Origin of the sequence: Cellulomonas sp. PSBB021, assembly GCF_002240455.1 — a bacterium.
GTDB lineage: Bacteria > Actinomycetota > Actinomycetes > Actinomycetales > Cellulomonadaceae > Cellulomonas > Cellulomonas uda.
Genome location: NZ_CP021430.1, coordinates 1,782,568 through 1,806,127, shown reverse-complemented (window position 1 = coordinate 1,806,127; position 23,560 = coordinate 1,782,568). Strand labels below are relative to the sequence as shown.

19 protein-coding genes are annotated in these 23,560 nt (G+C 75.7%); 10 read left to right on the top strand and 9 right to left on the bottom strand.

What is annotated here, in order from left to right:
- Positions 1–8: 8 nt before the first annotated feature.
- Positions 9–1,262: a sensor histidine kinase gene (locus CBP52_RS08165; protein WP_094180536.1), complete on the bottom strand. Its 1,254-nt coding sequence runs from the start codon at positions 1,260–1,262 to the stop codon at positions 9–11.
- Between the two features lie 251 nt (positions 1,263–1,513).
- Between CBP52_RS08165 and CBP52_RS08160 the strand changes: the two genes are divergently transcribed.
- The 3 genes from CBP52_RS08160 to manA all read left to right on the top strand — a co-directional run bounded on the left by CBP52_RS08160 (position 1,514) and on the right by manA (position 4,939).
- Entirely contained in the window at positions 1,514–2,209 is a 696-nt protein-coding gene (locus CBP52_RS08160) for a response regulator transcription factor (RefSeq protein ID WP_094180535.1), read from the top strand.
- Between the two features lie 12 nt (positions 2,210–2,221).
- Positions 2,222–3,547, top strand: coding sequence for an ATP-binding protein (locus tag CBP52_RS08155; protein WP_094180534.1), 1,326 nt, complete (start codon positions 2,222–2,224; stop codon positions 3,545–3,547).
- Between the two features lie 195 nt (positions 3,548–3,742).
- Positions 3,743–4,939: a mannose-6-phosphate isomerase, class I gene (manA, locus tag CBP52_RS08150; protein ID WP_094180533.1), complete on the top strand. Its 1,197-nt coding sequence runs from the start codon at positions 3,743–3,745 to the stop codon at positions 4,937–4,939.
- Positions 4,940–4,975: 36 nt separating this feature from the next.
- On the opposite strand, the gene CBP52_RS08145 is transcribed toward manA, so the two are convergent.
- Positions 4,976–5,557, bottom strand: a complete 582-nt coding sequence (locus CBP52_RS08145) for a GtrA family protein (protein ID WP_232514715.1) — start codon at positions 5,555–5,557, stop codon at positions 4,976–4,978.
- Between the two features lie 73 nt (positions 5,558–5,630).
- Here CBP52_RS08145 and CBP52_RS08140 point away from each other — a divergent pair, with 73 nt between their 5' ends.
- Both CBP52_RS08140 and purE read left to right on the top strand, forming a co-directional pair.
- A complete protein-coding gene (locus CBP52_RS08140) occupies positions 5,631–6,830 on the top strand; it encodes a 5-(carboxyamino)imidazole ribonucleotide synthase (RefSeq protein WP_094180532.1) in 1,200 nt (399 codons plus the stop codon).
- Positions 6,831–6,832: 2 nt separating this feature from the next.
- Positions 6,833–7,372, top strand: a complete 540-nt coding sequence (purE, locus tag CBP52_RS08135; RefSeq protein WP_094180531.1) for a 5-(carboxyamino)imidazole ribonucleotide mutase — start codon at positions 6,833–6,835, stop codon at positions 7,370–7,372.
- Positions 7,373–7,424: 52 nt separating this feature from the next.
- On the opposite strand, the gene CBP52_RS08130 is transcribed toward purE, so the two are convergent.
- The 4 genes from CBP52_RS08130 to CBP52_RS08115 are packed head-to-tail and all read right to left on the bottom strand — an operon-like array spanning position 7,425 to position 11,820.
- Positions 7,425–8,618: a DUF6716 putative glycosyltransferase gene (locus tag CBP52_RS08130; protein WP_157732547.1), complete on the bottom strand. Its 1,194-nt coding sequence runs from the start codon at positions 8,616–8,618 to the stop codon at positions 7,425–7,427.
- Positions 8,615–9,610, bottom strand: coding sequence for a hypothetical protein (locus CBP52_RS08125; RefSeq protein WP_094180529.1), 996 nt, complete (start codon positions 9,608–9,610; stop codon positions 8,615–8,617). The genes CBP52_RS08130 and CBP52_RS08125 overlap by 4 nt, the downstream gene beginning before the upstream one ends.
- A 22-nt stretch (positions 9,611–9,632) precedes the next feature.
- Complete coding sequence (locus CBP52_RS08120) at positions 9,633–10,529, bottom strand: N-acetylneuraminate synthase family protein (RefSeq protein ID WP_094180528.1); 897 nt, start codon at positions 10,527–10,529, stop codon at positions 9,633–9,635.
- A 52-nt stretch (positions 10,530–10,581) separates the two neighbouring features.
- Positions 10,582–11,820, bottom strand: coding sequence for an acylneuraminate cytidylyltransferase (locus tag CBP52_RS08115; protein WP_094182256.1), 1,239 nt, complete (start codon positions 11,818–11,820; stop codon positions 10,582–10,584).
- Positions 11,821–12,176: 356 nt separating this feature from the next.
- Here CBP52_RS08115 and CBP52_RS08110 point away from each other — a divergent pair, with 356 nt between their 5' ends.
- Genes CBP52_RS08110 through CBP52_RS08100 form a run of 3 tightly spaced genes read left to right on the top strand, consistent with a single transcriptional unit; the run spans position 12,177 to position 15,600 of the window.
- Positions 12,177–13,166 carry a glycosyltransferase family 2 protein gene (locus tag CBP52_RS08110; RefSeq protein WP_157732546.1) on the top strand — a complete coding sequence of 330 codons (990 nt, stop codon included), beginning with the start codon at positions 12,177–12,179 and terminating at the stop codon, positions 13,164–13,166.
- Positions 13,163–13,831, top strand: a complete 669-nt coding sequence (locus CBP52_RS08105) for a hypothetical protein (RefSeq protein ID WP_157732545.1) — start codon at positions 13,163–13,165, stop codon at positions 13,829–13,831. The genes CBP52_RS08110 and CBP52_RS08105 overlap by 4 nt, the downstream gene beginning before the upstream one ends.
- Positions 13,828–15,600, top strand: coding sequence for a glycosyltransferase family 2 protein (locus CBP52_RS08100; RefSeq protein ID WP_198303549.1), 1,773 nt, complete (start codon positions 13,828–13,830; stop codon positions 15,598–15,600). The genes CBP52_RS08105 and CBP52_RS08100 overlap by 4 nt, the downstream gene beginning before the upstream one ends.
- A gap of 9 nt (positions 15,601–15,609) precedes the next feature.
- On the opposite strand, the gene CBP52_RS08095 is transcribed toward CBP52_RS08100, so the two are convergent.
- Both CBP52_RS08095 and CBP52_RS08090 read right to left on the bottom strand, forming a co-directional pair.
- Positions 15,610–16,701 carry a glycosyltransferase family 4 protein gene (locus tag CBP52_RS08095; protein ID WP_094180524.1) on the bottom strand — a complete coding sequence of 364 codons (1,092 nt, stop codon included), beginning with the start codon at positions 16,699–16,701 and terminating at the stop codon, positions 15,610–15,612.
- 15 nt (positions 16,702–16,716) lie between these two features.
- Positions 16,717–18,483 (bottom strand): polysaccharide pyruvyl transferase family protein, encoded by a 1,767-nt coding sequence (locus CBP52_RS08090; protein WP_157732544.1) that lies wholly within the window; start codon positions 18,481–18,483, stop codon positions 16,717–16,719.
- A 187-nt stretch (positions 18,484–18,670) separates the two neighbouring features.
- Here CBP52_RS08090 and CBP52_RS08085 point away from each other — a divergent pair, with 187 nt between their 5' ends.
- Together CBP52_RS08085 and cysC are read left to right on the top strand one after the other, a co-directional pair.
- Complete coding sequence (locus tag CBP52_RS08085) at positions 18,671–20,806, top strand: acyltransferase family protein (protein WP_094180522.1); 2,136 nt, start codon at positions 18,671–18,673, stop codon at positions 20,804–20,806.
- Between the two features lie 55 nt (positions 20,807–20,861).
- Positions 20,862–22,163: an adenylyl-sulfate kinase gene (gene cysC, locus CBP52_RS08080; protein WP_094182255.1), complete on the top strand. Its 1,302-nt coding sequence runs from the start codon at positions 20,862–20,864 to the stop codon at positions 22,161–22,163.
- A 35-nt stretch (positions 22,164–22,198) separates the two neighbouring features.
- Here the strand turns inward: cysC and CBP52_RS08075 are convergent, their stop codons facing one another.
- Positions 22,199–23,458, bottom strand: a complete 1,260-nt coding sequence (locus CBP52_RS08075) for a polysaccharide pyruvyl transferase family protein (RefSeq protein ID WP_094180521.1) — start codon at positions 23,456–23,458, stop codon at positions 22,199–22,201.
- Positions 23,459–23,560: the final 102 nt, after the last annotated feature.

The window sequence follows — 23,560 nt, the reverse complement described above, 5'->3', positions numbered from 1 at the left end:
CTCGGGTGTCAGGCGTCGGGTGCCGCGGTGCGCGGCCGGTCGGGGAACGGCAGCCGCGCGCGCACACGGTAGCCGCCGCCGGGCCGCGGACCCGCGGTGACCGAGCCGCCGAACATGGTGGCGCGCTCGTGCATGCCGCGCAGCCCCTGCCCGAGCCCGTCCGTGCCCGCGGACGCGCCCCGGCCGTCGTCGGTGACGTCCAGCTCGATCGAGTCGGGCCGCCACTGGACGACGACGGTGACGCGCGGTGCCGGCCCCGCGTGCTTGAGCACGTTCGTGAGGGCCTCCTGCGTGATGCGGTACACCGCGAGCCCCACGCCGGGCGGCAGCGGGCGCGGCTCGCCCATCCGCACGAGCGAGACCTGGGCGCCGCTCGCGCGGACCTGGTCGACGAGCCGCGGGATGTCGGACTCGCCGGGCTGGGGCGCGACCTCGGTCAGCGGTGCCCGGCGCAGGACCCCCGGGCCGTCGGCGGTCGCGCGCAGCCGCCCGTCGGGCTCGCTGCGCAGCACGCCGAGCAGGCGGCGCATGTCGGTGAGCGCGGCGCGGCCGGTCTCCGCGATCGTCTCGAGCGCGCGTCCCGCGGCGCCCGGGTCGGACTCCGCGGCGTAGCGGCCGCCGTCGGCCTGCGCGATGACGACGGACAGCGAGTGCGCGACGATGTCGTGCATCTCGCGCGCGATGCGCGCGCGCTCGGCCTGCGTGGCGAGCTGCGCCTGCTGGTCCCGCTCGTTCTCGAGGCGCACCGCGCGGTCGACGAGCGCCTCGAGCGTCTCGCGGCGCGAGCGGCGCACGAGCCCGAACGCCCACACGGTGAGCGAGCTGGTGCCGATGAGCAGCGCGGCCACCGTCACCACGGGCGCCGTCATGTCGGCGACGAGCCGCAGGGGGAGCAGCACACCCGCGGCGAGCGCGCACGCGATCGCCGCGCGGTGCGCCCACACGGGGCCGTGCACGGTGACCGAGTAGAGCGCGACGAGCACCGCGAGGTCCCCGGGCAGCACCGTGGGGGCGACGACGAGCTGCGCCAGGCCCACGGCGTACACGGCGCCGGCCGATGCGACGGGCTGCACGCGCCGCCACGCGAGCGGGGCGACGAGCAGGAGCGTCCAGCCGAGCATGGCGTCGGACGACGGCGCCATGCCGACGCCGGTCACGAGCGACAGTGGGCTGACCACGACGAAGAAGAGGACGGCACCGACGGCGTCGACGACGAACCGGTGCGAGTCCTCCCAGCGCAGCAGCCGGTCCCACGTGCTCACCCCGCGAGCCTAGGGCGGAGCGCGCACGCTCGTCGTACCCCCGCAGGCGGACGGTCGCGCGGGCCGCTACGACGTGGGTCGCGGTTCGCTCACCCCGCGCGCGGTCCGGCGCGGCCCGCGTCGGACGCCGCACGAGCCACCGCCGGGTACGTGCGTGCACGCACACCCGGGCGCATCTCACACCCGTCGACGTGCACCCGTGGGCCGCGAGTCCTGGCGGTGGATACCAGGGCGTGACCTAGCATGGGGCAATGACCCAGGTGCTTCTGGCGGAGGACGACCCCGCTATTGCCGAGCCTTTGGCCCGGGCCCTCGGACGTGAAGGCTATGACGTCCGCGTGCAAGGGACCGGTCAAGGTGCCATCGACGGGGCCGCCGCCGCGGACCTCGTGGTGCTCGACCTGGGGCTCCCGGACATGGACGGCCTCGACGTCGCCCGCGCCATCCGCAACCAGGGCCTCACCACGCCCGTGCTCGTCCTGACGGCGCGCGCCGACGAGGTCGACCTCGTCGTCGGGCTCGACGCGGGCGCCGACGACTACGTGACCAAGCCCTTCCGGCTCGCCGAGCTGCTGGCGCGCGTGCGGGCGCTGCTGCGCCGCACCGCCGTCGAGGCGGGCGACGAGGACGAGCTGCACGCGCAGAACGTGCGCGTCGACGTCGCGGCCCACCGCGCGTTCCAGGGCGAGCGCGAGCTGCACCTGACCGCCAAGGAGTTCGACCTGCTGCGCGTGCTCGTCGCGTCGGCCGGCACCGTCGTCGCGCGCGACACGCTCATGCGCGAGGTGTGGGACTCGGACCCGACGGGCTCGACCAAGACGCTCGACATGCACGTGTCGTGGCTGCGTCGCAAGCTCGGCGACGACGCGAACGCGCCGCGCTACATCTCCACCGTCCGCGGCATGGGCTTCCGGTTCGAGACCGGGCCCGTGCCCGCCGGCGGCTGAGGCCGGCGGCGCGTGCGTCGTCGCGTCCTGCAGGCGACCATCGCGGCGGTGACCGTCGCGGTGGTGCTCCTCGGCTTCCCGCTGGCGTTCCTCGGCGCGCAGCTCGTGCGCGAGAACGAGGTGCAGCGGATCGAGACGCGCGCGCAGTCGGCCGCGCGTGCGGTGGACTTCCGCATCGGCCTGGGCATCGAGCTCAACGACCAGATGTTCGAGCCGTTCGCCACGGGCAGCGAGGGTGACCTGCCCGCCTCCGTCGTGGTGCACGCACCCGACGGCACGGTCTACCAGGCGGGGGAGCGGGTCGACGGGCGCACCGAGTCGGTGCGGGCGCTGTCCGACCAGGGCGCGGTCGTCGTGCTGTACGTGTCCTGGTGGGAGGTGTTCTGGCTCGGAGCGCGCGTGATCGCGCTCGTCGTCGTCGCGGCCGTCGTGGCGTTCGCCGCGGGCATCGCGATGGCGATCTGGCAGGCGAACCGGCTCGCGGCGCCGCTGGTCTACCTCGCGGCGTCGGCGGAGCAGCTCGGCTCGGGCCAGGTGCGGCCGCAGCTCGAGCCGTCCGGCGTCGAGGAGATCGACCTCGTGGCGTCCGAGCTCGCGCGCAGCGCCGACCGCATGGCCGGCCGGCTCGCGGCCGAGCGCAAGTTCGCCTCCGACGCGTCCCACCAGCTGCGCACACCGCTCACGGCGCTGTCGATGCGGCTCGAGGAGATCATGCTCGCGTCGGACGACGAGGAGGTGCGTGAGGAGGCCCGCATCAGCCTCGAGCAGGTCGAGCGCCTCGTGCGGGTCGTGGACGACCTGCTCATGGCGTCGCGCCGGGCCCAGGGCGGCACGACGGAGGCGGTCCGGCTGATCGACGTCGTGCACCAGCAGGAGGAGGAGTGGTCGGCGACGTTCGAGGCCGTCGGGCGCCGGTTCGTCGTCGAGGTGGACGCCGCGACGCAGGTGCTCGCGACGCCCGGTGCGCTCGCGCAGGTGCTCGCGACCCTCATCGAGAACTCGCTGCGGCACGGCGACGGGACGACGACCGTGCGGTCGCGCTCCGGCGGACCGTCGGGCACGGTCGTCGTCGAGGTCGCGGACGAGGGTGAGGGCGTGCCCGACGAGCTCGCGGGGCGGATCTTCGAGCGGGACGTGACCTCCGGCAAGGGCACGGGCCTGGGCCTCGCGCTGGCCCGCGACCTCGCGTCCGCCGACGGCGGGCGCCTCGAGCTCGCGCAGCGGCGGCCCGCGGTGTTCGCGCTGTTCCTGTCCGGCGTGCCCGCGTCGCTGCGCCCCGACGTGGTGCTCCCGCTCGGCGCGGTCGTCTCGTCGCGCCCCGACCGCCGGCGGCGCTGAGGCCGCGGCGCCGGACGGCGACGGGCGTGTGTGGCGTTCCGCACAGCCCGATCCGGGGCGAACGGGGTCAGGTGCGCCCGCGCCGGTCCGGGCCACCGGCGCGGGGCGCGTTGCGGACACCTGCGGCGGAATCGCCCGCGAGGGTCGCCCGGTAGGGTGTGGGGAACCTTTGCGCCCCGCCCGGAAGGACGCGCGTTGTACCGCCTCGCTCCCGCGACCCAGAGCTACGCCTGGGGCTCGACGACCGCGATCCCGCAGCTGCTCGGCACCGAGCCCGACGGCCGTCCCGTGGCCGAGGCCTGGTTCGGCGCCCACCCGCTCGGGCCCGCCCGCCTGACCGGCGCCGACGCCGAGCGCCTCGACGCGCTGGTCGCGGCCGACCCCCGCGGGGCTCTCGGGGAGGACGTCGTCGCGCGGTTCGGCCGGCAGCTGCCGTACCTGCTCAAGGTCATCGCCGCGGCCTCGCCCCTGTCCCTGCAGGTCCACCCGTCCCGGGCCCGGGCGCACGCCGGCTACGAGCGTGAGGACGCCGCGGGCGTCCCGCTCGACGCGCCGCACCGCAGCTACCGCGACCGCAACCACAAGCCCGAGCTCGTGTTCGCGCTCTCGCGGTTCGAGGCGATGGTGGGCTTCCGTGCGCCGCGCCGCGCCGCGGAGCTGCTCGTCGGGCTCGAGTCGACGCTCGCCGAGCAGCTGCACAAGATCCTCGCCGACGACCCGACGCCCCAGGGTGTGCGGACCGCGTTCGAGTGGCTCCTCGCGCCGCACACCCGCCCGCACCCCGACGACGTCGCCGAGCTCGCCCGTGCGTGCCAGCGCCGCCTCGACGCCGGCTCGCCGTCACCCCGCACGGACGGCACGGTCGTGCGCCTCGACGCCCAGTACCCCGGCGACCCGGGTGCCGTGACGTCGGTCCTCCTCAACCCCGTGACGCTGCAGCCGGGCGAGGCGCTGTTCGTCCCCGCGGGCGCGGTGCACGCCTACCTCGAGGGGCTCGCGGTCGAGCTCATGGCGAACTCCGACAACGTGCTGCGCGCGGGTCTGACCGCCAAGCACGTCGACCTGCCGGAGCTGCTCGACAACCTCGACGTCGTCGCCGCCCCGCCGATCCGCATCGCGCCCGAGCACGTGTTCACCGCGACCGCGGTGTACTACGCACCCGTCGACGACTTCGAGCTGTCGGTCACCACGCTGGCGGACGACACCGAGACCGTGCGCCTGCCCGGCCGCGGGCCGCGCATCCTGCTGTGCCTCGACGGGACGGTCGAGCTGCACGGCGAGCACGACGGGACGCTCGAGCTCGTCGCCGGGCAGTCCGCGTTCGTGCCCGCCTCGGACGGTCTGCTCACGGCGCGCGGCACGGGCCGCGTCGTCCAGGCGGACGTGCCCTGACCCGACGTCCCGGCCGGGGCACCGGCGGTCGCGGCGTCAGCCGTCGTGGTGCTCGAGGTGGTCCTCAGCCGCCAGCACGGCACCGAGCGGGATGACGGGCTGCACGGCGAGCGCCACGGCCGCCTCCTGCGCGGCGTGCTCGTCGCGGCCCTCGTCGGCGGACGTCGTCTCGCCCGTGAACACCCACTGCTTGTAGCCGACGTACCGCAGGACCGTGCCCAGCGCGATGCCGATGAGGTTCGCGACGTTGTCCGGGACCGGCCCGTCGAGGTGCAGCACGTACTGCGAGAACGCGAGCGGCGCGGCGCCGACCGCCAGGCCCAGGCCGTTGACGACGACGAACAGGAACAGCTCGCGCCCGCGGTGCCGCGTGCGCTGCGACGCGAACGTCCACAGCCGGTTGCCGACCCACGACACGAGCGTCGCGACGAGCGTCGCCACCACCTTCGCGGTGAGCGGCTTGGCTGCGAGCAGCTCGCCGGGACCGAACCGCAGCAGGTTGTACAGGCCCACGTCGACGACGAACGCCACGCCACCGACGGACAGGAACCGTGCGAGCTCGAGGAGCCGGGCCCGGTGGTCGGGTCCGAGCAGTCGCGTCAGCACGGCGGTCGTCACGTCCGCGAGGATATCCCGCGCCCCCGTGGACGCCTCGTCGGACCCTGGTCCTACTCGGTTAGGGTGGGCGCCCGTGAACGCACCCGTGGTGGCCGTGGTCGGCGGTGGGCAGCTCGCCCGCATGATGGCTCCCGCAGCGACCGCGCTCGGGGTGCACCTGCGCGTGCTGGTCGAGAGCGCGACGGGCTCCGCCGCGCAGGTCGTCGTCGACGCGCCCGTCGGGGCTGCCTCGGACGAGGACGCGATCACCGCGCTCGTCGCGGGTGCCGACGTGCTCACGTTCGAGCACGAGCACGTGCCCGGCGCTCTGCTCGACCGCATCGACGGCTCGGGTGTCCCGGTCCGGCCCGGCGCCGCCGCGCTCGTGCACGCGCAGGACAAGATCGTCATGCGCCGCCGGCTCACCGAGCTCGGCGTGCCGTGCCCGCGGTGGGCGCCCGTGACCACGCGCGAGGACCTGGCGCGGTTCCTCGCGGGCAGCGCCGACGGCACGGCGGTCGTCAAGACCGCGCGCGGCGGCTACGACGGCAAGGGTGTGCGCGTCGTGGCGGCCGACGACGAGGCCGACGACTGGCTCGCCGCGGCCGCCCGGCCCGGCGGGGTGCCCGTCCTGGTCGAGGAGAAGGTGCCCTTCACGCGTGAGCTCGCCGCGCTCGTCGCGCGTCGCCCGTCGGGCGAGGTGCGCACCTGGCCGGTGGTCGAGTCCGTGCAGCGCGACGGCGTGTGCGCGGAGGTGGTCGCCCCGGCGCCCGACCTGGCGGAGGACACCCGCGCCCAGGCGCTCGACGTGGCGGTGCGCGTCGCGGAGGGGCTCGGGGTCGTCGGTGTGCTCGCGGTCGAGCTGTTCGAGGTGCCGGACGCGGACGGTGGCGCCCCGCGCGTGCTCGTCAACGAGCTCGCGATGCGCCCGCACAACTCGGGTCACTGGACGATCGACGGCTCGGTGACCAGCCAGTTCGAGCAGCACCTGCGCGCGGTGCTCGACCTGCCGCTGGGCGACGTCACGCCGCGCGCACCCTGGACCGTCATGGCGAACGTGCTCGGCTCGACGCTGCCCGAGCTGACCGACGCGCTGCCCGCCGTGGCCGCGCTCGACCCGGGCGCGAAGGTCCAGCTCTACGGCAAGGAGGTGCGTCCGGGTCGCAAGCTCGCGCACGTCAACGTGAGCGGGGACGACCTCGCGCAGGTGCGCGCGCGTGCGCTCGCCGCCGCCGCGCTCCTGCGCGGCGAGCAGCCGGGGCAGGATGGCCCCACCCGGACGGACGGAGAGTGACCATGACCGCAGGCGCCCGCGTGGGCATCGTGATGGGTTCGGACTCGGACTGGCCGGTCATGCGGGCCGCCGCCGAGGCGCTCGCCGAGTTCGACGTGCCCGTCGAGGTCGACGTCGTCTCGGCGCACCGGCAGCCCGACAAGATGGTCGCGTACGGCCGCGAGGCCGCGGCGCGCGGGCTGCGGGTGATCGTCGCCGGGGCCGGGGGTGCCGCGCACCTGCCGGGCATGCTCGCCGCGGTCACGACGCTCCCGGTGGTGGGTGTGCCCGTCCCGCTGCGCCACCTCGACGGGTTGGACTCGCTGCTGTCGATCGTGCAGATGCCGGCCGGCGTCCCCGTGGCGACGGTGTCGGTCGGTGGCGCGCGCAACGCGGGGCTGCTCGCGGTGCGGATCCTCGCATCGGGCACCGACGACGAGGCCGCGCGCCTGGCCGCCGCGATGGCGACGTTCCAGGACGGTCTGCGCGAGCAGGCCGACGCGAAGGGCGAGCGTCTGCGCGCGCAGGCCGCGGGCCGACCCGCGACGGGCTTCACCGCCTGACCCGCACGCCGCGAGGCGGGACGGGCCGTGCGATGTGGACGTGCCGGCCCCGTCAGGGGGCCAGGCGGCGGGTCGCGCGCACGCTGGGCATGAGCGCCATGACGCGACGCGACGCCGCGGGGGCCGCGAGCCGCAGGCGCCGGCGCAGGTGCGACGGGACCGAGCCGACGCGCGGCGGCGCCGCGAGCGGGGCCAGGGGCGCGGCGAGGAGCTCGTCGAGCGCGCCCGGCAGCTCGTCGGGCGTGTCCTGCAGGTAGTTCTCGCGCAGCCAGGCCGGGTCCGCGTGGTGCACGCGCGCGGCCGCGAGGTCGGCGAGCGAGCCGACCAGGCCGCTGTCGGCGTACGCCGCGGTGAGGTTGTGCTCGCCGATCCCGAAGTCGTCGAGCACGAGCGCGCGCAGGCCGAGCGCGAGCGCCTCGAGCAGCGCGGTCGAGCTCACGGTCACCAGCGCGGTGCCGGGCACGAGGAACTCCTCGAGCGGACCCGTCGCCACGCGCAGGCGGGCGACGCCCGGCTCGTCGGCGTGCCGTGCGGTGAGCGCGTCGAACGGGAACGCCTCGTGGTGCGTCTGCGGCTCGCCGACGAGCCCGCGCAGCTTGACGACGACGTCGAGGTCCGGCCGGGCCTCGGCGAGCGCGGCGAGCCCGTGCAGCAGCCGGACGCGGTCGTCGAGCGTCTCGGGGAACTTCGCCTGGGGCGCGAACACGACGCGGTGCAGCGCGGTCGTGTCGGGCTCGGGCAGGGCACCGCCCGTGCCGGCGAGGAACGGCAGACGGTCGACCACGAGGCGCGACCGCGTGCCGAGCTGCCGCGCGAGCTCGTCGAACGCGCGCGCCTCGCGGTGCGAGTGCACGACGAACAGGTCGGCCGTCGCGCGGTAGCGCAGCGCGAGCGCGGTCGCGGGCAGCGACATCCCCGGCAGACCCGTGACGACCACGGGACGCGCCGGCAGGCCGGGCAGCGCGCGCAGCACGAGCTCGGCGGCGGGGCCCGTGGTCGCGACGAGCAGCACGTCCGGCGGTGCCGCGCGCAGCGTGCGGACCAGCGCGCGCAGCCGCAGCAGCCGCGGCGCGGCGGCCGCGAGGCGGGTCCCGGCGACCGCTGCGCGGACCTGCGCGGGGGAGGGACGCACCGGGCTGTCGAGCACGACGAGCGACGCCGTCACGTCGTCGAGCCGGTCGAGCGTCGCGGCCGCCCACTTCACGTACGAGTCCGAGTCGGCGACCGCGAGCACCCGCCGCGTCACGCGTGACCCGCGATCGACCGTACGGAGGCGCGGAACCGGGCGCTCGCGTGCGGCGTCCACCACGAGTCGGGCACCGACGAGCCGACGAGCTCGACGCCCGCGTCCGCGAGGAGGCTGCGCAGGGTCAGCAGCGGCGTCGACGGCAGGCAGTGCACCACCGAGCCGGGCGCCAGGCAGCGCAGGCTCACCTCGACCGGCCACGGGCCGCGCTCGACCCGGATCGAGTCGCGGTCCGCCACCGCCGCCGTGATCGCGGGCGTCTCTCGGCGGTGCGGGATGTAGACGACCTCGTCGTGGCCCGCGTCGGCGATCTCGTGGACCCAGGCCGCGTACGCGTCCGGGTCGACCAGCCCGTCGGACGCCATCGCGGACCCGACGACGACGACGCCGGCGCCGTGCAGCTCGGGCTCGCGCAGCGACGCGCTCCACGCGAACGAGTGCCCGACCAGGCGTCCGCCCGTCGCGCGGAACGCGTCCGCCAGGCCGTCCGGCACGGGCAGCGCCGTGAACACCGTGAGCAGGCCGGCGTCCGCTAGCGACAGGAGCCTGCTGCGGGCGGCCGAGGCGAGCGTGCGGCGCGCGAGCCCGGGGTGCGCGCGGGCGCGCACGAGGTAGCGGCCGTCGGCGGCGGTGAGCAGGCGCAGCAGGTGCAGCGTCGCGAGCCCGTCGTCGAGCACGACGAGCGGGCGGCGCACGCCGAGCAGACCGCGCGCCTGGACAGCGCCCGAGAACGCGTCGCCGACCGCGCGGACCTGACCGTGGCGCCACAGGCTGCGCGTGCTCTCGGGGGTGACGGTCGTGCCCGCGGGCAGCGCGATCGTGCCGAGCCGCGCCGCGAGCTCGGCCAGCGGCGTGATGCCCGTGCGGTAGACCACGTCCACCGACGGGCCCAGGAGCCCCGCCGCGCTCGCCTCGAGCGCGGACACCATCTGCAGGGGTGACTCGACCCACGCACGGGCGAGGTCCGTGCGAGCGCTGCTCGAGGTCGTCACGACGGCGGGGCTCCGGCGCAGGTCAGGCGCCGACGCGGCGCAGACGCGACAGCGGTGCGAGCTCGCCCGGGAAGACGCGCTTGACGCCGTCCCCCATGGCCTGCTCGACGATGCGGATGTCCCGCACGAGGTTCTTCAGGCCCGTCGGCTCGAGCGAGGACGCCTGGTCCGAGCCCCACATCGTCCGGTCGAGCGTGATGTGCCGCTCGACGGCGACCGCGCCGAGCGCGACCGCGGCGACCGAGATCTGCAGCCCGCGCTCGTGGCCCGAGTAGCCGACCGGCACGCCGTAGCGCTCCTGCAGCGTCGTGATCGTGCGCAGGTTCGCCTCCTCGGGAGGCAGCGGGTAGGTCGAGGTCGCGTGCAGCAGGACGAGGCGCTCGGTGCCCAGCGTCTCGACCGCGACGTCGATCTGCTCGAGCGTCGACATGCCGGTCGAGAGGATGACGGGCTTGCCGGTCGCCGCGAGCGCGCCGAGCAGCTCGAGGTCCGTCACGGACGCCGAGGCGACCTTGTGGCCGACGACACCGAGCTCCTCGAGGAACTCGACCGAGGGGACGTCCCACGGCGAGGCGAACCAGTCGAGGCCGCGCGCCGTGGCGTGCGCACCGATCTCGAGGTACTGCTCGCGGCCGAACTCGACGCGGTAGCGGTACTCGAGGTACGTCATCTCGCCCCAGGGCGTCTGACGGATCTGGTCGCGCTGCGCGGCCGGGGTGGAGATGTCCGGCGTGCGCTTCTGGAACTTCACGGCCTGGGCGCCCGCCTCGGCCGCGACGTCGATGAGCTGCTTGGCGATCTCGACGTCCCCGTTGTGGTTCAGGCCGATCTCACCGATCACGTAGACCGGCGCGTCGGCACCGATCCGGTGCGCGCCGAAGGGCACGCCGGCAGGGGTGGCAGTGGGGGAGGTGGTCATCGCTGTCCTCTTCTCGGACGCGCGCCGTGCGCGCGCGTCGTCGTCGTCGCTGTCATCGTGCCACGCCCGCCGGGGCGGGTCCGTCGTCCTGCCGGGCGGCCAGCACCCGGTCGGTCACCTCGCGCACGGCGCCGTGCCCACCCGCGGAGCGCAGCACCACGCGGGCGGCGGCGAGCACCTCGGGACGGGCGTCGGCGACCGCGACGGGCCAGCCGACGAGCGCGAGCGCGGGGAGGTCGTTCACGTCGTTGCCGACGTACGCGACACGCGCGGGGTCGAGCCCGCGCTCGGCCATCCACGCGCGCAGCGCGGACGCCTTGTCCTCGACGGCCTGCAGGCACTCGACGCGGAGCTTGCGGGCGCGTGCGGACACGACCCCGTCGGTCTCCGTCGAGAGGATGAGCACGGGCACGCCCGCGCGACGCAGCCGGGCGACGCCCAGGCCGTCGCCGCGCAGCACGCGCACCGACTCGTTCCCGGCGGCGTCCACGTGCGCCGCGTCGTCGGTGTGCACACCGTCGAAGTCCGTCACGAGCGCGTCGACGTCGATCGCGTCACCGTCGGTCGCGTCGCCGTCGGTCGAGCCGGGCCGCTGTGCCGCGGCGTGCTCGTCGGCGAGCGTGCGCGCGACCGCGAGGTCCGCGGGCGTGTCGATCTCGACGGCGGTCGCCTCGTCGACGACCTCGATCCCGGTGCGCCCGAAGAACCGGTGCCCGCCCGCGCGCAGGCCGCTCGTGCGCATCGCGTAGAACGCGCCCGTCTCGGCGTACAGCGGCTCTCGGTCCTGGCGTCGCGGGCGGTGCGCGGCGTCGTGGCCGACCGCGACGGCCCGGCCGTCGTCGACGCGCCACGTGAACACGTGCGTGGGTGCGGCGGCGAGGACCGAGTCGTCCTCGTCGTCGAGCACGCGGCGCACCGCGTTCGCGAGCGCGGTCGCGTCGATGAACGGGGAGGTGGCCTGCACGAGGACGGTGACCTGCGGGTCGACGCCCTCGGGGAGCAGCGCGTCGAGCGCATGCAGCACCGCGGACTCGGACGTCGCGGTGTCACCCGAGAGCGCGGCCGGGCGCTCGACGACGCGTGCGCCCGCCGTGCGGGCCTCGGCCGCGATCTGCTCGTGGTCCGTGCTGACGACGACGAGGTCGACCGCCGGCAGGCACGCCTCGACGGCGCGCGCGACCAGCGAGCGGCCGCCGACGGCCTGCAGGTTCTTCAACGGGACGCCCTTCGACCCGCCGCGGGCGGGGATGACGGCGACCGAGCGCGGGCTCGTCGCGACGCTGCGCTCCAGGGTCGTCCTCCGATGTCGTGTCCCGCGGGCGGGCGGCGGCTCGTGCGGGCTCGTCGTGCTGATCGGTCGTGCTGATCGGTCGTGCAGCGCGTTCGTGCAGATCGGTCGTGCGTGACGTCCCGCGTGGCCGGACGAGGGCCGGTGCGTGACCCGGCGTCGGCCGGGTGCGGCTCCGGCGGGAGGCCGGCCGTGGCCGGCGGACTCCGCCCGTGCCGACACTCGCGTCGGCCTGGTCATCCTATGCTGTCGCCGACATGTGCCGTCGACGTCGGGCGTGTCGCCGCACCCGGGAGCGCCCGGGCGGGACGCGGGCCGACCAGCGGCCCCGCGGCCGACGAGGGACACGGGAGGCGAGCATGCCGGGCCGTCCGGACGCCCTGCTCGACGTCGTGGTGGCCGTGCACGACGGTGCCCGGCACCTGCCGACGTTCGTCGCGAGCGCCCGCCGCAACCTCGTCCCCGGCATCCGGTTCGTCGTGGTGGACGACGCGTCGTCCGACCAGACGCCGCAGCTGCTCGCACGAGCGGCGCGCGAGCTGCCGCTCGAAGTCCTGCGCAACCCCGAGAACCGCGGCGTGGCCGCGAGCCGCAACCGTGCGCTCGACGCCGCGGACGCCCGCTACGTGACGTTCGTCGACGCCGACGACTGGTGCGCTCCCGGGCACCTGCCCGCGATGCTGGCAGCGGTCGAGCGCACGGGCGCCGCGATGGTGCGCACGGACCACGTGCGGGTCGACGGCCTGCGCCGCGAGGCCGAGCGCGCGCCGTGGGACGGACCGCGTGACGTGGCGTTCGCGGCGCGCGAGGGGATCGGCGACGCGGGCGGGCGCGCACTGGTCGACTACCCGTACCTGTGGGCCGCAGCGTTCGACCGCGAGCGCGTCGAGCCGCGGCTGCTGCGGTTCCACGAGGACCTGCGCACGGCCGCGGACCGCCCGTGGTTCTGGCGGCTGCACCTCACGGACCTCACGTGCGCGGTGGTCGACAGCCCCGGGTACTTCTACCGGCGGTCCGCGGGCTCGGGCTCGCTTACGCAGGCCGGTGCGGACCGTCTGTTGGACTTCCTCCTCGCGTACGACCGCGTCCTCGACCTCGCGCTCGCCGACGGCGACCCGGCCGTCGAGCGGCGCGCGCTGTACGGCGCGTGCCGGATCGTCGACTTCCACGTCTCCCGGCGGCACCGGCTCTCGCGTGCGCTGCAGCGCCGGCTGCTCGCGGGAGCGGCCGCGCTGCTCGCACGCGGCGGCGACGACGCCTTCGAGGTGGCCGTGCAGGGCGCACCCGCGGGCGGCCGACGGCTGCTGCGCGGGCTGCGCGCCACCGGCCGGGCGGCGGGTGCCGCATGAGCACCCTGGTGCTCGCCACCGACGCGCGGCAGGTCGCACGCGCGTGCGACGCCGTGGCGTCCGGCGTGCTGCGCGACGACGACGGGCTGGTGCTGCTCGTCGCCACGCTCGACCCCGTGCCCGAGGTCGCGCCCTCGCCGCTCGACGGCGACGACGGCGCGGGGCACGACCTGGCGGCACGGGCCGCGGACGCGTTCGTGCGCGTGCTCGACCTGGGCGCGCTCGTCGCGCCGCAGCACCCGGCGGCGTGGGACGCGCGGGACCTCGCCGCGGGCGCCCCGGTGCTGCTCGACGCGCTCGCGGGCGTGCACCGCGTGGTCCGCTGCGTGGCGGGAGCGGTGCCCGTGCTGCCCCTCGTGCTGCCCGACGCGCGCTCCGGCCTGCTCGGCGCGCACGAGGTCGTCGCCGACCCCCACCGGCTCGGCGCGGTCCCGACGCCCGAGCAGGCGTCGGCCGCGCGCGGCCGCGTGCTGCGCACCGCGCGGCGCGCCCCGGGTGCGGTGCGCCGACGCGTCGAGCGGGCGCTGCGGCCGTGGTGGGAGCGACGGGTGCTCGCGCGCGCCGGGCGTGACCTGGCCGCGCTGCGCGCGCAGGGCGACGCCGACGGGACGCCTATGCTGGCGCGGGCCGTGGCGGCCACGCCCGGGTGGAGGAGGAGACGTTGACGGACGGCGAGCGCACGCCCGCGATCTCGGTCGTGGTGCCGACGCACGACGTGGTCGAGTGGGTCGACGACTGCCTGACCAGCATGCTCGACGACCAGGACGTCGACCTCGAGGTGGTCGTCGTCGACGACGGCTCACGTGACGGCACGTGGGAGCGCGTCACGGCGCGCGCCGCGGCCGACCCGCGCGTTCGCGCCTTCCGGGCGCCGGGCGTGGGCGGCGGCCAGGCGCGCAACTTCGGTGTCGAGCAGGCCCGCGGCGAGTTCCTCGCGTTCGCGGACGGCGACGACCTGGTGCCGCGCGGCGCCTACGCGGCGATGCTCGCGTCCGCGCGCTCGTCGGGCTCCGACATGGTCGTCGGCGACTTCCTGAAGTTCTCCGCGCTGCAGACCTGGAGCCCCACCGCGCGGTGGACGGGCTTCGCCGAGCGGGCGCAGGGCCTGACGCTCACGGACCGCCCGCAGCTCGTGCGCAACCGCGCGTGCTGGAACCGGCTGTTCCGCACGCGGTTCTGGCGCGAGCAGGCCATCGCCTACCCGTCCGTCCCGCGCTCGAACGACATCGTCCCGATGGTGACCGCGCTCGTGGCGGCCCGCACGATCGACGTCGTCCCGGACCTCGTCTACCTCTACCGCGAGCGTCCCGGCGGCACGTCCATGACCGCCCAGGCGAGCGCCGACGCCGCGGTCGCGTCGTACCTCACGCAGGAGCTGCTGTGCGCGCACCTGCTCGGCTCGTACGACGACGACCAGCTCGCCGCGACGTACTGGCAGATGGTGCTCAACGCCGACGGGTGGGTGCACCTGCGTCGCTACGCGCGCGGCGCGCAGACGCGCGGCGAGCAGTCCGCGGTCCCGCAGCTCCTCACCGAGCTGCTCTCGCTGCGCCGGACCTACACGTTCTCCCGCCTGCGGCCCGAGAAGCAGGCCGTCTACGCGCTGGGCACGCTCGGCGAGGTCGAGCTCGCGCGCGAGGTCCTGGACGTCATCGGCGACGGTGGCACGGACCCCGTGCCGATGGACCCCGTGCGGGCGATGCGGGCGACGCTGGCCGCCGCGGGCACGGGCCTGCTCGACGAGCGCGCGCAGCGCGGGCTCGCGTACGCGCTCGTCGTCGAGAACGTCGCGGGACGCGCCGTCCCGGTCGACGAGGGGACAGCCGCCGAGCTCGTCGCGCTCGCCGCACCGCACACGGCGTGGTTCACCTCGTCCGTCGCCCCCGTCGAGCGTCCGCAGGACCGCCTCGCGCGCGCCGCCCTCGTCGCCGGGGACCCCCACGCCCTGCGTGAGGCGTCCCGTGGCGGTGAGCCGCAGGTCGTCCAGTCCCTCGTCGTCGGGCGGACGGCCGCGCAGGTCGAGCTCGGTCTGCCCGCCGACCTCGCGGCCGGCGCGACGCTCGAGCTGCGCGCGTACAAGCCCGGACGCCCCGAGACGCAGCGCCCCGTGGGGCGGGTCCGCCGCGACGGCGAGCGGTGGGTCGCCCGCGTGGGCGCGAGCGCGCTGCCGAGCGAGGGCACGTGGGCTCTCGAGCTGCTCGTGACCGCGCCCGACGGCGAGCTGCAGGTGCCGCTCGTCGTGCAACGGTCCGCGGTGCGCCTGGAGGGCGGACGCCTCGGCCGGCTCACGGTGCGCGGCAAGGGCGCCGGCCTGGTGACCGTGACGCTGTTCCGCCGCCCGTCGGTCGTGCGCCGCGCGGTGCGCGCGCTGCGCCGTCGAGGAGCCGCCGTCGTCGCTGAGCTGCCCTCGTCGCTGAACTGCCCTCGTCGCTGAGCGGGCGGGTCAGCCCGCGAGCGCCCGCGGCGCCGGCCCGACGGGCGCCTGCCCGTCGAGGATGCGCAGGAAGTCACGGCTCATCGCGTACGGCGGGTAGCGCGACGCGAACGCGGCCGCGTCGTGCGCGGTGCGCCGCGCCGTGCGCAGCGCCGACTGCACCGCGCGCGCCAGGTTCTCCACGACGTCGCCACCCGGGCGGTAGAACGTCACCCACGGCTCGTCGCCGAGCTCCGCGACCAGGTGCGCCTCCCGGGGCAGCACGCACGGGCGCCCGAGCGTCGCCGACAGCAGCACGGACCCCGAGTTCAGGACGCGCTCGTACGGGAACACCATGACGTCCGCGGCCCGGAACCACGTCTGCATGTCCGCGTCCGCGACGAAGTCGTGGAACCGGACCGTGCGCACCCCGCGCGGCAGCGCCGCGTCCACCTGCGGCAGCACGTCGTCGCGCGTCTTGCCCGCGAGCAGCAGCGTGAGGTCCTCGACGTCCTGCGCGACCCGCCCCGCGGCGGCCAGCAGCGTCGTGATGCCCTTGTAGGGACGGATCTGCCCGACGAAGCCGATGGTCGGCGACGTGAGCGGCACGTCGAGGCGCGCACGCGCCTGCGCCTGCGTCATGGAGTCGGGGTACACGCCGCGGTAGGACGCGTGGGGGAGCGTGACGACCTTCTCGACCGGCAGCGTGTACTCGTCCGCGACCGCCTCGACGGTGTGCCCGTTGAGCTGGATCACGACGTCCGCGAGCGCGGTCAGGTGCTGCGCGAGCTCCAGCTCCAGGTCGCGGTAGGCGACCTCGTGCGGCAGCTTGTTGTGCACCGTCCACACGAGGCGCACGCCCGACGCGCGCGCCGCGCGGACGGTCGCGACGAACGTGTCGAGCCGCTCCCGCGCGGTCCTCGCGTCCGGTGCGGCCTGGCAGATCGGCGACGTCCAGTGCACGTGCAGCACGTCGCCCGAGCCCAGTGCGCGCGTGCGGCGCACGAGCTCGTCGAACGCGGTCGTGCCCTGCACGTCCCAGCCGGCACCGCGCGTCGCGAGGTACAGCAGGTTGAGGTACGGGTTGTCGCGCCAGGCGGGGAACGCCAGCAGCGTGGGCATGCGGATCCTCTCAGCTCACGCCGGGACGGCGGTCGGGTCGACGTGCAGCGTCCACGCGGTCGGCGGCGGTGCCTCGCCGCCTGCGCCGGACATCACCAGGCCGAGCGTCCCGCGCGGCGCCAACGGCACCTCGGAGCGCGTGCCGAGCCCTTCGACGAGCAGGACGTGCACGTCCCAGCGGTCGCCGCCGCCATCGGTGGACGCCGCGGACTCGAGCGCGTGGCGCGGCACCAGGACGTCGACGTCGAGGTGCCACTGACGCGCGTGGAACGGCGAGCGCGGCACGGGGACGACGACGCGTGCGTCGGAGCCCTGCGCACGCAGCACGAGCGCGAGCTCGTCGATCCCGCCGCGCACGTGCGGCACCTGGACCGTGAGGCTCAGGACCCAGCCGCCCGCGGCCGGGCGCTGCGCACGCAGCTCGGCGGCGGCCGGGCGGCCGTGCAGGCGGGCCGCGACCGCGAGCCGTGCCGCGTCGCGGCGCTGCACGAGCTCGGCGAGGTCGCGCTGGTCGTCCTCCAGCGTCGTGGTGTCCAGGCCGGGCACGACGAGCGCGCGGTACGTCGCCGCGACCTCGAGCGGGTCGTCGGGCGCCTCGTCGGACGCGTCGTCCGAGGCGAGGGCGGGCGCGTCGTCGGCCTGCGCGTCGTCGGCCTGCGCCTCGTCTGCGCTGGCCTCGTCTGCGCTGGCCTCGTCCGCGGTGGCGTCGTCTGCGGTGGCCTGATTCGCGGTGGCCTGGTCTTCCGTGGCCCGGTCGGTCGGCTCGAGCACCAGCGGCGCGACCTCCGCGCCCGTCGCCGCACTCACCGCGCGCGGCACGAGCTGCTCGAGCCAGCGCGCGCGCAGGTCGTCGGCCGACAGCTCGTCGCGGGTCGCCCGCAGCAGGTCGCTCGTGACGACGCGCGGGAACCGCGCGACCCCGAACTCCCGCCCCGCCCACCCGGTCTGCCGGGAGTCGAGCGCCCAGACGTCCCGGGGGAAGGCCGCGAGCAGGCGCTCGAGGTCGATCACCGGGGGCTCGTGCGGCCCGAGCTCGAGGGCCTGGTCGACCGAGTCCGCGATGCGCGCCAGGGGCCGGCCGGTGCCCGCCAGGTAGTCGCGGTACTTGAACACGGACTCGTTCGCTGAGGCCACGAACCGCGCGGGGATGCCGAGCGCGTCCGCGATGATCACGGCGTGCAGGGAGGACCCGACGACGAACCGGGACTGCGCGATGGTCCGCAGGACCGTGCGCAGCGGGTCGGTCGGGACCAGCAGGCGCTGCCCCGCCTCGGGGTCGACCGGCCACGACGGCCCCGAGCGCAGGTCGTTGAGGTTCGGGGCGACCAGCAGGTCGGTGACCTGGTGGCGCGTCCAGAGCGACAGCTCGGGCATGAGCATCGGCAGGAGCATCGCCGGGTCGCCGTAGACCTCGGGCACGTCGATGCCGCGCGCGGTCATGTACGCGGCGGACAGCGGGCCGCGCACGGCGCGGACGTCGAGCTTGCGCTCGCCGTGCACGCGCGCGTTCGTCACCTTGCCGTTGATGCCCGTGCCCCACACCACGTCACGCGGGCGGGCGAAGTGCATGACCGAGCCGACGGACACGACGCGCCGCTCGGGCGTCTGCTCGAGCCGGGTGCCGGGGGCGATCGACTCGAGCACCAGCTCGACCACGACGGGGCCGAGCAGGTCGCCGAAGTTGTTCAGCAGCTGCGTCTCGCCGTCGACCTCGCGCAGCGGGTTCCACTGGAAGGCGTGCACGCCACCGACGCGCCGCAGGTAGTCGCCAGGCTCGTCCACCGGGCCGAGGGTACCGGAGCGCGGGCGGGGGGCGTGCGCGCGCGGCACGCCGGAGCGGCTCACCTGCGGCGTCGTCGGGTGCTGGGGCAGGGCGGTATCTTTTCGGAGCGCTCAGGCCCGCCGTCAGGAGGCGGGCCGTGGCAGAAGGAGCCCCCAGGACGATGGCCGGGACGATCGAGGCCGCCGCATGACGTCGGCGACCGCGCAGGCCGTGGCGGCGTCGGCCGAGCGCCCGACGCCGGCAGCGCGCCGGAGGGACGTCCAGGGGCTGCGTGCCGTCGCGGTGATCGCCGTGATGGCCGACCACGTGGTCGGCTGGCCGCACGGCGGGTTCGTCGGTGTCGACGTGTTCTTCGTCATCAGCGGCTACCTCATCACCGGACTCCTCCTGCGCGAGCACCGCCGCAGCGGCACCATCTCGTTCCGCGGGTTCTACGCGCGCCGCGTGCGCCGCATCCTGCCCAACGCGCTCCTGACGCTCGCCGTGACCGTGGGGCTCACGGCCGTGCTCGTGGGCGGCAGCCGCCTGGCGAGCACGGTGCGCGACGCCGTCGCCGCGGCGCTCACCGTCGTCAACTGGCGGTTCGCGCGCGAGGGCACCGACTACTTCGCGCAGGGGCTGCCGCCCTCGCCCGTGCAGCACTTCTGGTCGCTCTCCGTCGAGGAGCAGTTCTACTTCGTGTGGCCGTGGCTCATGCTCGGCCTGCTCGTCCTGACGGCGCGCCGCGCGGCGGGGCGCGAGCGCGCGGCGCGGCACGGCCGTGCGCTGTTCGCCGCGATGAGCGTCGTCGTCGCTGCCTCGTTCGTGTGGGCGGTCGTCCAGACCTCGGCGCAGCCGACCTACGCGTTCTTCTCGACGCTCACGCGGGTGTGGGAGCTGGGCATCGGTGCGCTCGTCGCGATCGCCGCGGCGCGCCTGGGCATGACGCTCGGGCGTGCACGGCCCGTCCTCGCGTGGGTGGGGCTCGCGGGGATCGTCGTCTCGCTCCTGGTCGTGCGGGAGGACGCGGGCTTCCCCGCACCGTGGGCCGTGCTGCCGGTGCTGTCCACCGCGCTCGTGATCGCCGCGGGCGAGGGCGCGGGCGTGCGCGGCCCGTGGCCGCTGACCAACCGGTTCGCGAACTACGTGGGCGACGCCTCCTACTCGCTGTACCTGTGGCACTGGCCGGTCGTCGTGCTGCTGCCCACGCTGCTCGCCGAGGACTCGCCGTGGTTCGTGCCCGTGGCGCTCGCCGGCGGCGTGGCGCTCGCGCTCCCGGCCTACCACCTCGTCGAGAACCCGGTGCGGCACGTGGGCGGGCTGCCGCGGCGCGAGACGGCGCGACGGCTGCGCACCCCGCTGGTCGCGGCGAGCGCGATCACGGTGCTCGTGGTCGCGGGCGCCGCGGCCGGGGTGCGTGCGCTCGAGCAGAACGCGACGCCGACGGCCACCGCACCCCCCGCGGTCCAGGCGGACTGCCGCGGCGCGCTCGCGCTCGAGCACCGCGAGGCGTGCGCGGGCGTCACGTTCGCCGGCATGGTGCCCTCGCCGCAGGACGCGGAGCACGACACCGAGCGCGCGTACGACTGCTACTCGACCCCCACGTCCGGCGCCCGCACGTGCGAGGACGGCGACCCGGACGGGTCGCTGCGGGTCGCGGTCGTCGGCAACTCGCACGCCGCGGCCCTGCTGCCCGGGCTGCTCGAGCAGGCCGACGAGCGCGGCTGGCGCGTCACCGTCATGGTGGGCAACGGGTGCTCCCTGAGCCGCGACGTGAACGAGAACTGCGTCGAGACGTCCGAGGAGATCCGCTCGAAACTGCTCGACGGCGAGCCCTACGACCTGGTCATCACGTCGGGCAGCCGGTCGGCGGTCGGCGCCGAGAAGCTCTCGCGCGTGCCCGGCATGGCGGCGATGATGCGCGACGTCGCGCGCCGCGGCTCGCAGGTCGTCGCCGTCTCGGACGGTCCGATCGTGAGCGAGGCGGCCCTGGCGTGCGTCGCGCGCATCGGGCAGGACCCCGCGGGCTGCACCATCCCGCTCGACGAGGGCTTCGCCGTGGTCGACCTGCTGCAGCTCGCGGTGGAACGCGTGCCCCGGGCGCACTACGTCGACATCCAGGACCTGTACTGCACGGACACCGGGTGCCCCGTGGTCATCGGCGGCGTGCTCGCGTACCGGGACACGGCGGGGCACATCACGGCGACGTACGCGCGCTCGCTGGGCCCGCTCGTCGCCGACCGGATCCTCGCCGCCACGGGTCTGGACGAGCGCGACGACGACGCGCGTGACCGCACGGGCAGCCCCGAGCCGCACCCGAGCGGGACCGCCGCGGACGGGTGACGGCCCGCGCCGGGACGCGTTGTCGACCTCCGGGGTCGAGATAACCTGGGCGATCATGAGCGACGACTGGACCCGCTGGAGCGGTCTACCCCAGCTGGTCCTCGGCGCGACGGACGCCGACGCCGTCGAGCTCGCGCTCGGCGGGGCGATCCCGGCCGACCGGCACCCGGTGGTCGCGGCCGCCCCGGACGGCGCCGTCGTCCTGCTGGACGACGAGAACACGCCCGTCGCGGTCCGCGAGCGCGGCGGCCACCCGCTGGCGGCGCTGCGCCCCCGCGGGCTGCGGGGCGGCGAGGACGCGGACCCGCGTGCCCGCGTGGCCGCGCACGCCGTCCGGGACCGCGTGGGCGACGGACCCGTGCTGGGCGTCCTGGTCGACGACGTGGTCGGTCTGGACCAGGTCGACGGGCTCGTCGAGCGGGCCCGGGACGTGCGCAGGGTCCTCCTGCTCTGCCTCGTCGCACCGCCGCGCCCCGCGCACGCGCTGGACGTGACGGCGGCGGGCGTCGTGCGGGCGACCGCCGCGCTGCGCGACGAGCTGACGCGCGCGGGCCGGGTCGCGGTGCCCGTCGAGGTCGTGGCGGTCCCGTGGGCGCGCGGCGCGCGCCTCGAGCGCCTCGCGTGGCCGGGCGGCGAGCCCACGCTCGACGAGCTCGCCCGCGCGTACGGCGCGACCGACGTCCTCGACCTCACGGCGGCGCCCAGCGCAGCGCGGGTGGCGTACGCCGAGGCCGAGCAGCGCCGCGCGGCCGTGCTCGAGGCCCGGTTCCCCGCCGCCTCGGTGCGGGAGCTGGCGTCGTCGCGCGACGCGGGCGCGGGGCCCGGCGCGGTCGTGCTGTTCACGGGGCTGTCGGGCTCCGGGAAGTCGACCGTCGCCAAGGCCGTCGCGCAGCGCCTGCAGACGTCCGTGTCCCGGCAGGTCACCGTGCTCGACGGCGACGAGGTGCGGCACATGCTGTCCGCGGGCCTCGGGTTCGACCGCGAGTCCCGCTCGCAGAACGTGCGCCGCATCGGCTACGTCGCCTCGCTCGTCGCGGGCGCGGGCGGCATCGTGCTCGTCGCGGCGATCGCGCCGTTCGAGGAGGACCGCGCGGACGTGCGCCGCCGCACGGAGGCGGTCGCGGGGTTCGTGCTCGTGCACGTCGCCACGCCCCTCGAGGTCTGCGAGGCGCGTGACCGCAAGCACCTGTACGCGCGCGCCCGGGCGGGGGACCTGCCGGAGTTCACGGGGGTGTCCTCGCCCTACGAGGTGCCGCACGACGCGGACGTCGTGCTGGACACGTCGCGCGACGACATCGGCGGCGCGGTCGCGACCGTCCTGGCGGCCCTACGCGCAGCGGGGGTCGACGGCCTCTGAGGCGTCGACCCCCGCTGCGGGGTGCGGTGCTGCGGTCAGCGCGCGACGACCGCCTCGGCGATCGCGTTCGCGAGCCCGCGCATGTGCTCCGTCGCCTGGCGGCGGATCCGCGCGAGGTCCGTCGGGTCGACCTCGGGCCGGCCGTCGAACTTCTCGATCAGCTGCGGCGAGTCGAAGCTCGACACGAGCGCGTCGAGCCCGATGCGGTGCATGAAGTTGATGTTCTTGTTCGTCGGGATCATGACGATCGACGGCACGCCGTACATCGTCGCGACCACGGTGCCGTGGAACTTCATCGACGCGAGCGTGGTGCACTCGCCGATCGCGCGCGACAGGTCGTCGAGGTCCTCGGAGTACACGACCTCCTTGCCCTCGAACACGAAGTCCTCCGCGTTCGCGAGGTCACGCTTGCCCACGTTGTTCGTGCCCAGGATGATCTGGCGCACGCGCCACCCCTGCTCGGTCACGTGCTGCGCGAGCTTGACGACCTCGGAGTAGTCGTCCGGCTTCGCGCGGTTGGGGCGGAAGCGGGTCACGACGCCCAGGATCGGCGCGCCCGCGGGCTTCGTCGCCGGGGGCAGGTCGAGGCTCGAGACGATGTCCGGCGCGACGAGGATCTCGCCCGGCGGGTCGAGCCGGTCGCGGATCCACAGGGCGGCCTGGTCGTCGCGGACGCCGATCCGGCGCACGTTCGGGTGCGCCATGAAGCGGCGGTGCCGCGCGACGATGTGCTCCTTCTCCTCGGGCGCGTTGGGGCCCGTGTACTGGGGCACGCCGATGCCGACGACGAACACCGGCTTGGCCAGGAACGCGTGGTTGAAGTAGCGCGGGTCCTGGTTCCACGGCTGCAGGATGTCGCCGCCGCCGATGACGATCGCGTCGACGTCCGCGACCACGTCCTTGACGTCGCGCGAGAAGTACGGCGTGCTCGGCAGGTCCGCGAGGACCTTGAGCTCGAAGTGCGGGCCGAGGTGCTGCTTGAACACCTCGAGGAACAGCTCGTCGCCGTAGTTGCCGTCGCCGAAGAACCCGGCGAGGCCCACGACGGGCTTGCGGCCGGAGACCTTCGCGGTCGTCGGGCGCGCCGCCGTGACGGTGACGCCGCCGGGCAGGCCGCCGACGAGGCGGCGGACCTCCGCGAGCGCGCTCTCGGCGAGGTCCGCGGACGTCGCCGCGTCGCGCGCGGCCTTGCTGGCCTTCTTCGCGTCCGAGGCGACGGCCGGTGCGACGACGTTGCGCACCCTCCGCTTGAGAGAGCGCTTGGCGCGGCCAGCTGTCGATCGCAGTCGACCCATGGGGGATGTCCTCCTGAAGACTCGGTCCCGGGCACGACGAGACGTGGCGCGGCCCGGCCGAGGCTGAACGCTACCGTATGGGTCGGTGCCCGCCGCCGGACC

Bases quoted from the DNA above. Each gene is read 5' to 3' on its own strand.
- CBP52_RS08085 (WP_094180522.1), top strand. From the start codon at position 18,671: ATGACGTCGGCGACCGCGCAGGCCGTGGCGGCGTCGGCCGAGCGCCCG.
- purE (WP_094180531.1), top strand. From the start codon at position 6,833: ATGACCGCAGGCGCCCGCGTGGGCATCGTGATGGGTTCGGACTCGGAC.
- CBP52_RS08110 (WP_157732546.1), top strand. From the start codon at position 12,177: ATGCCGGGCCGTCCGGACGCCCTGCTCGACGTCGTGGTGGCCGTGCAC.
- CBP52_RS08120 (WP_094180528.1), bottom strand. From the start codon at position 10,529: ATGACCACCTCCCCCACTGCCACCCCTGCCGGCGTGCCCTTCGGCGCG.
- CBP52_RS08095 (WP_094180524.1), bottom strand. From the start codon at position 16,701: ATGCCCACGCTGCTGGCGTTCCCCGCCTGGCGCGACAACCCGTACCTC.
- CBP52_RS08075 (WP_094180521.1), bottom strand. From the start codon at position 23,458: ATGGGTCGACTGCGATCGACAGCTGGCCGCGCCAAGCGCTCTCTCAAG.
- cysC (WP_094182255.1), top strand. From the start codon at position 20,862: ATGAGCGACGACTGGACCCGCTGGAGCGGTCTACCCCAGCTGGTCCTC.
- CBP52_RS08105 (WP_157732545.1), top strand. From the start codon at position 13,163: ATGAGCACCCTGGTGCTCGCCACCGACGCGCGGCAGGTCGCACGCGCG.
- CBP52_RS08160 (WP_094180535.1), top strand. From the start codon at position 1,514: ATGACCCAGGTGCTTCTGGCGGAGGACGACCCCGCTATTGCCGAGCCT.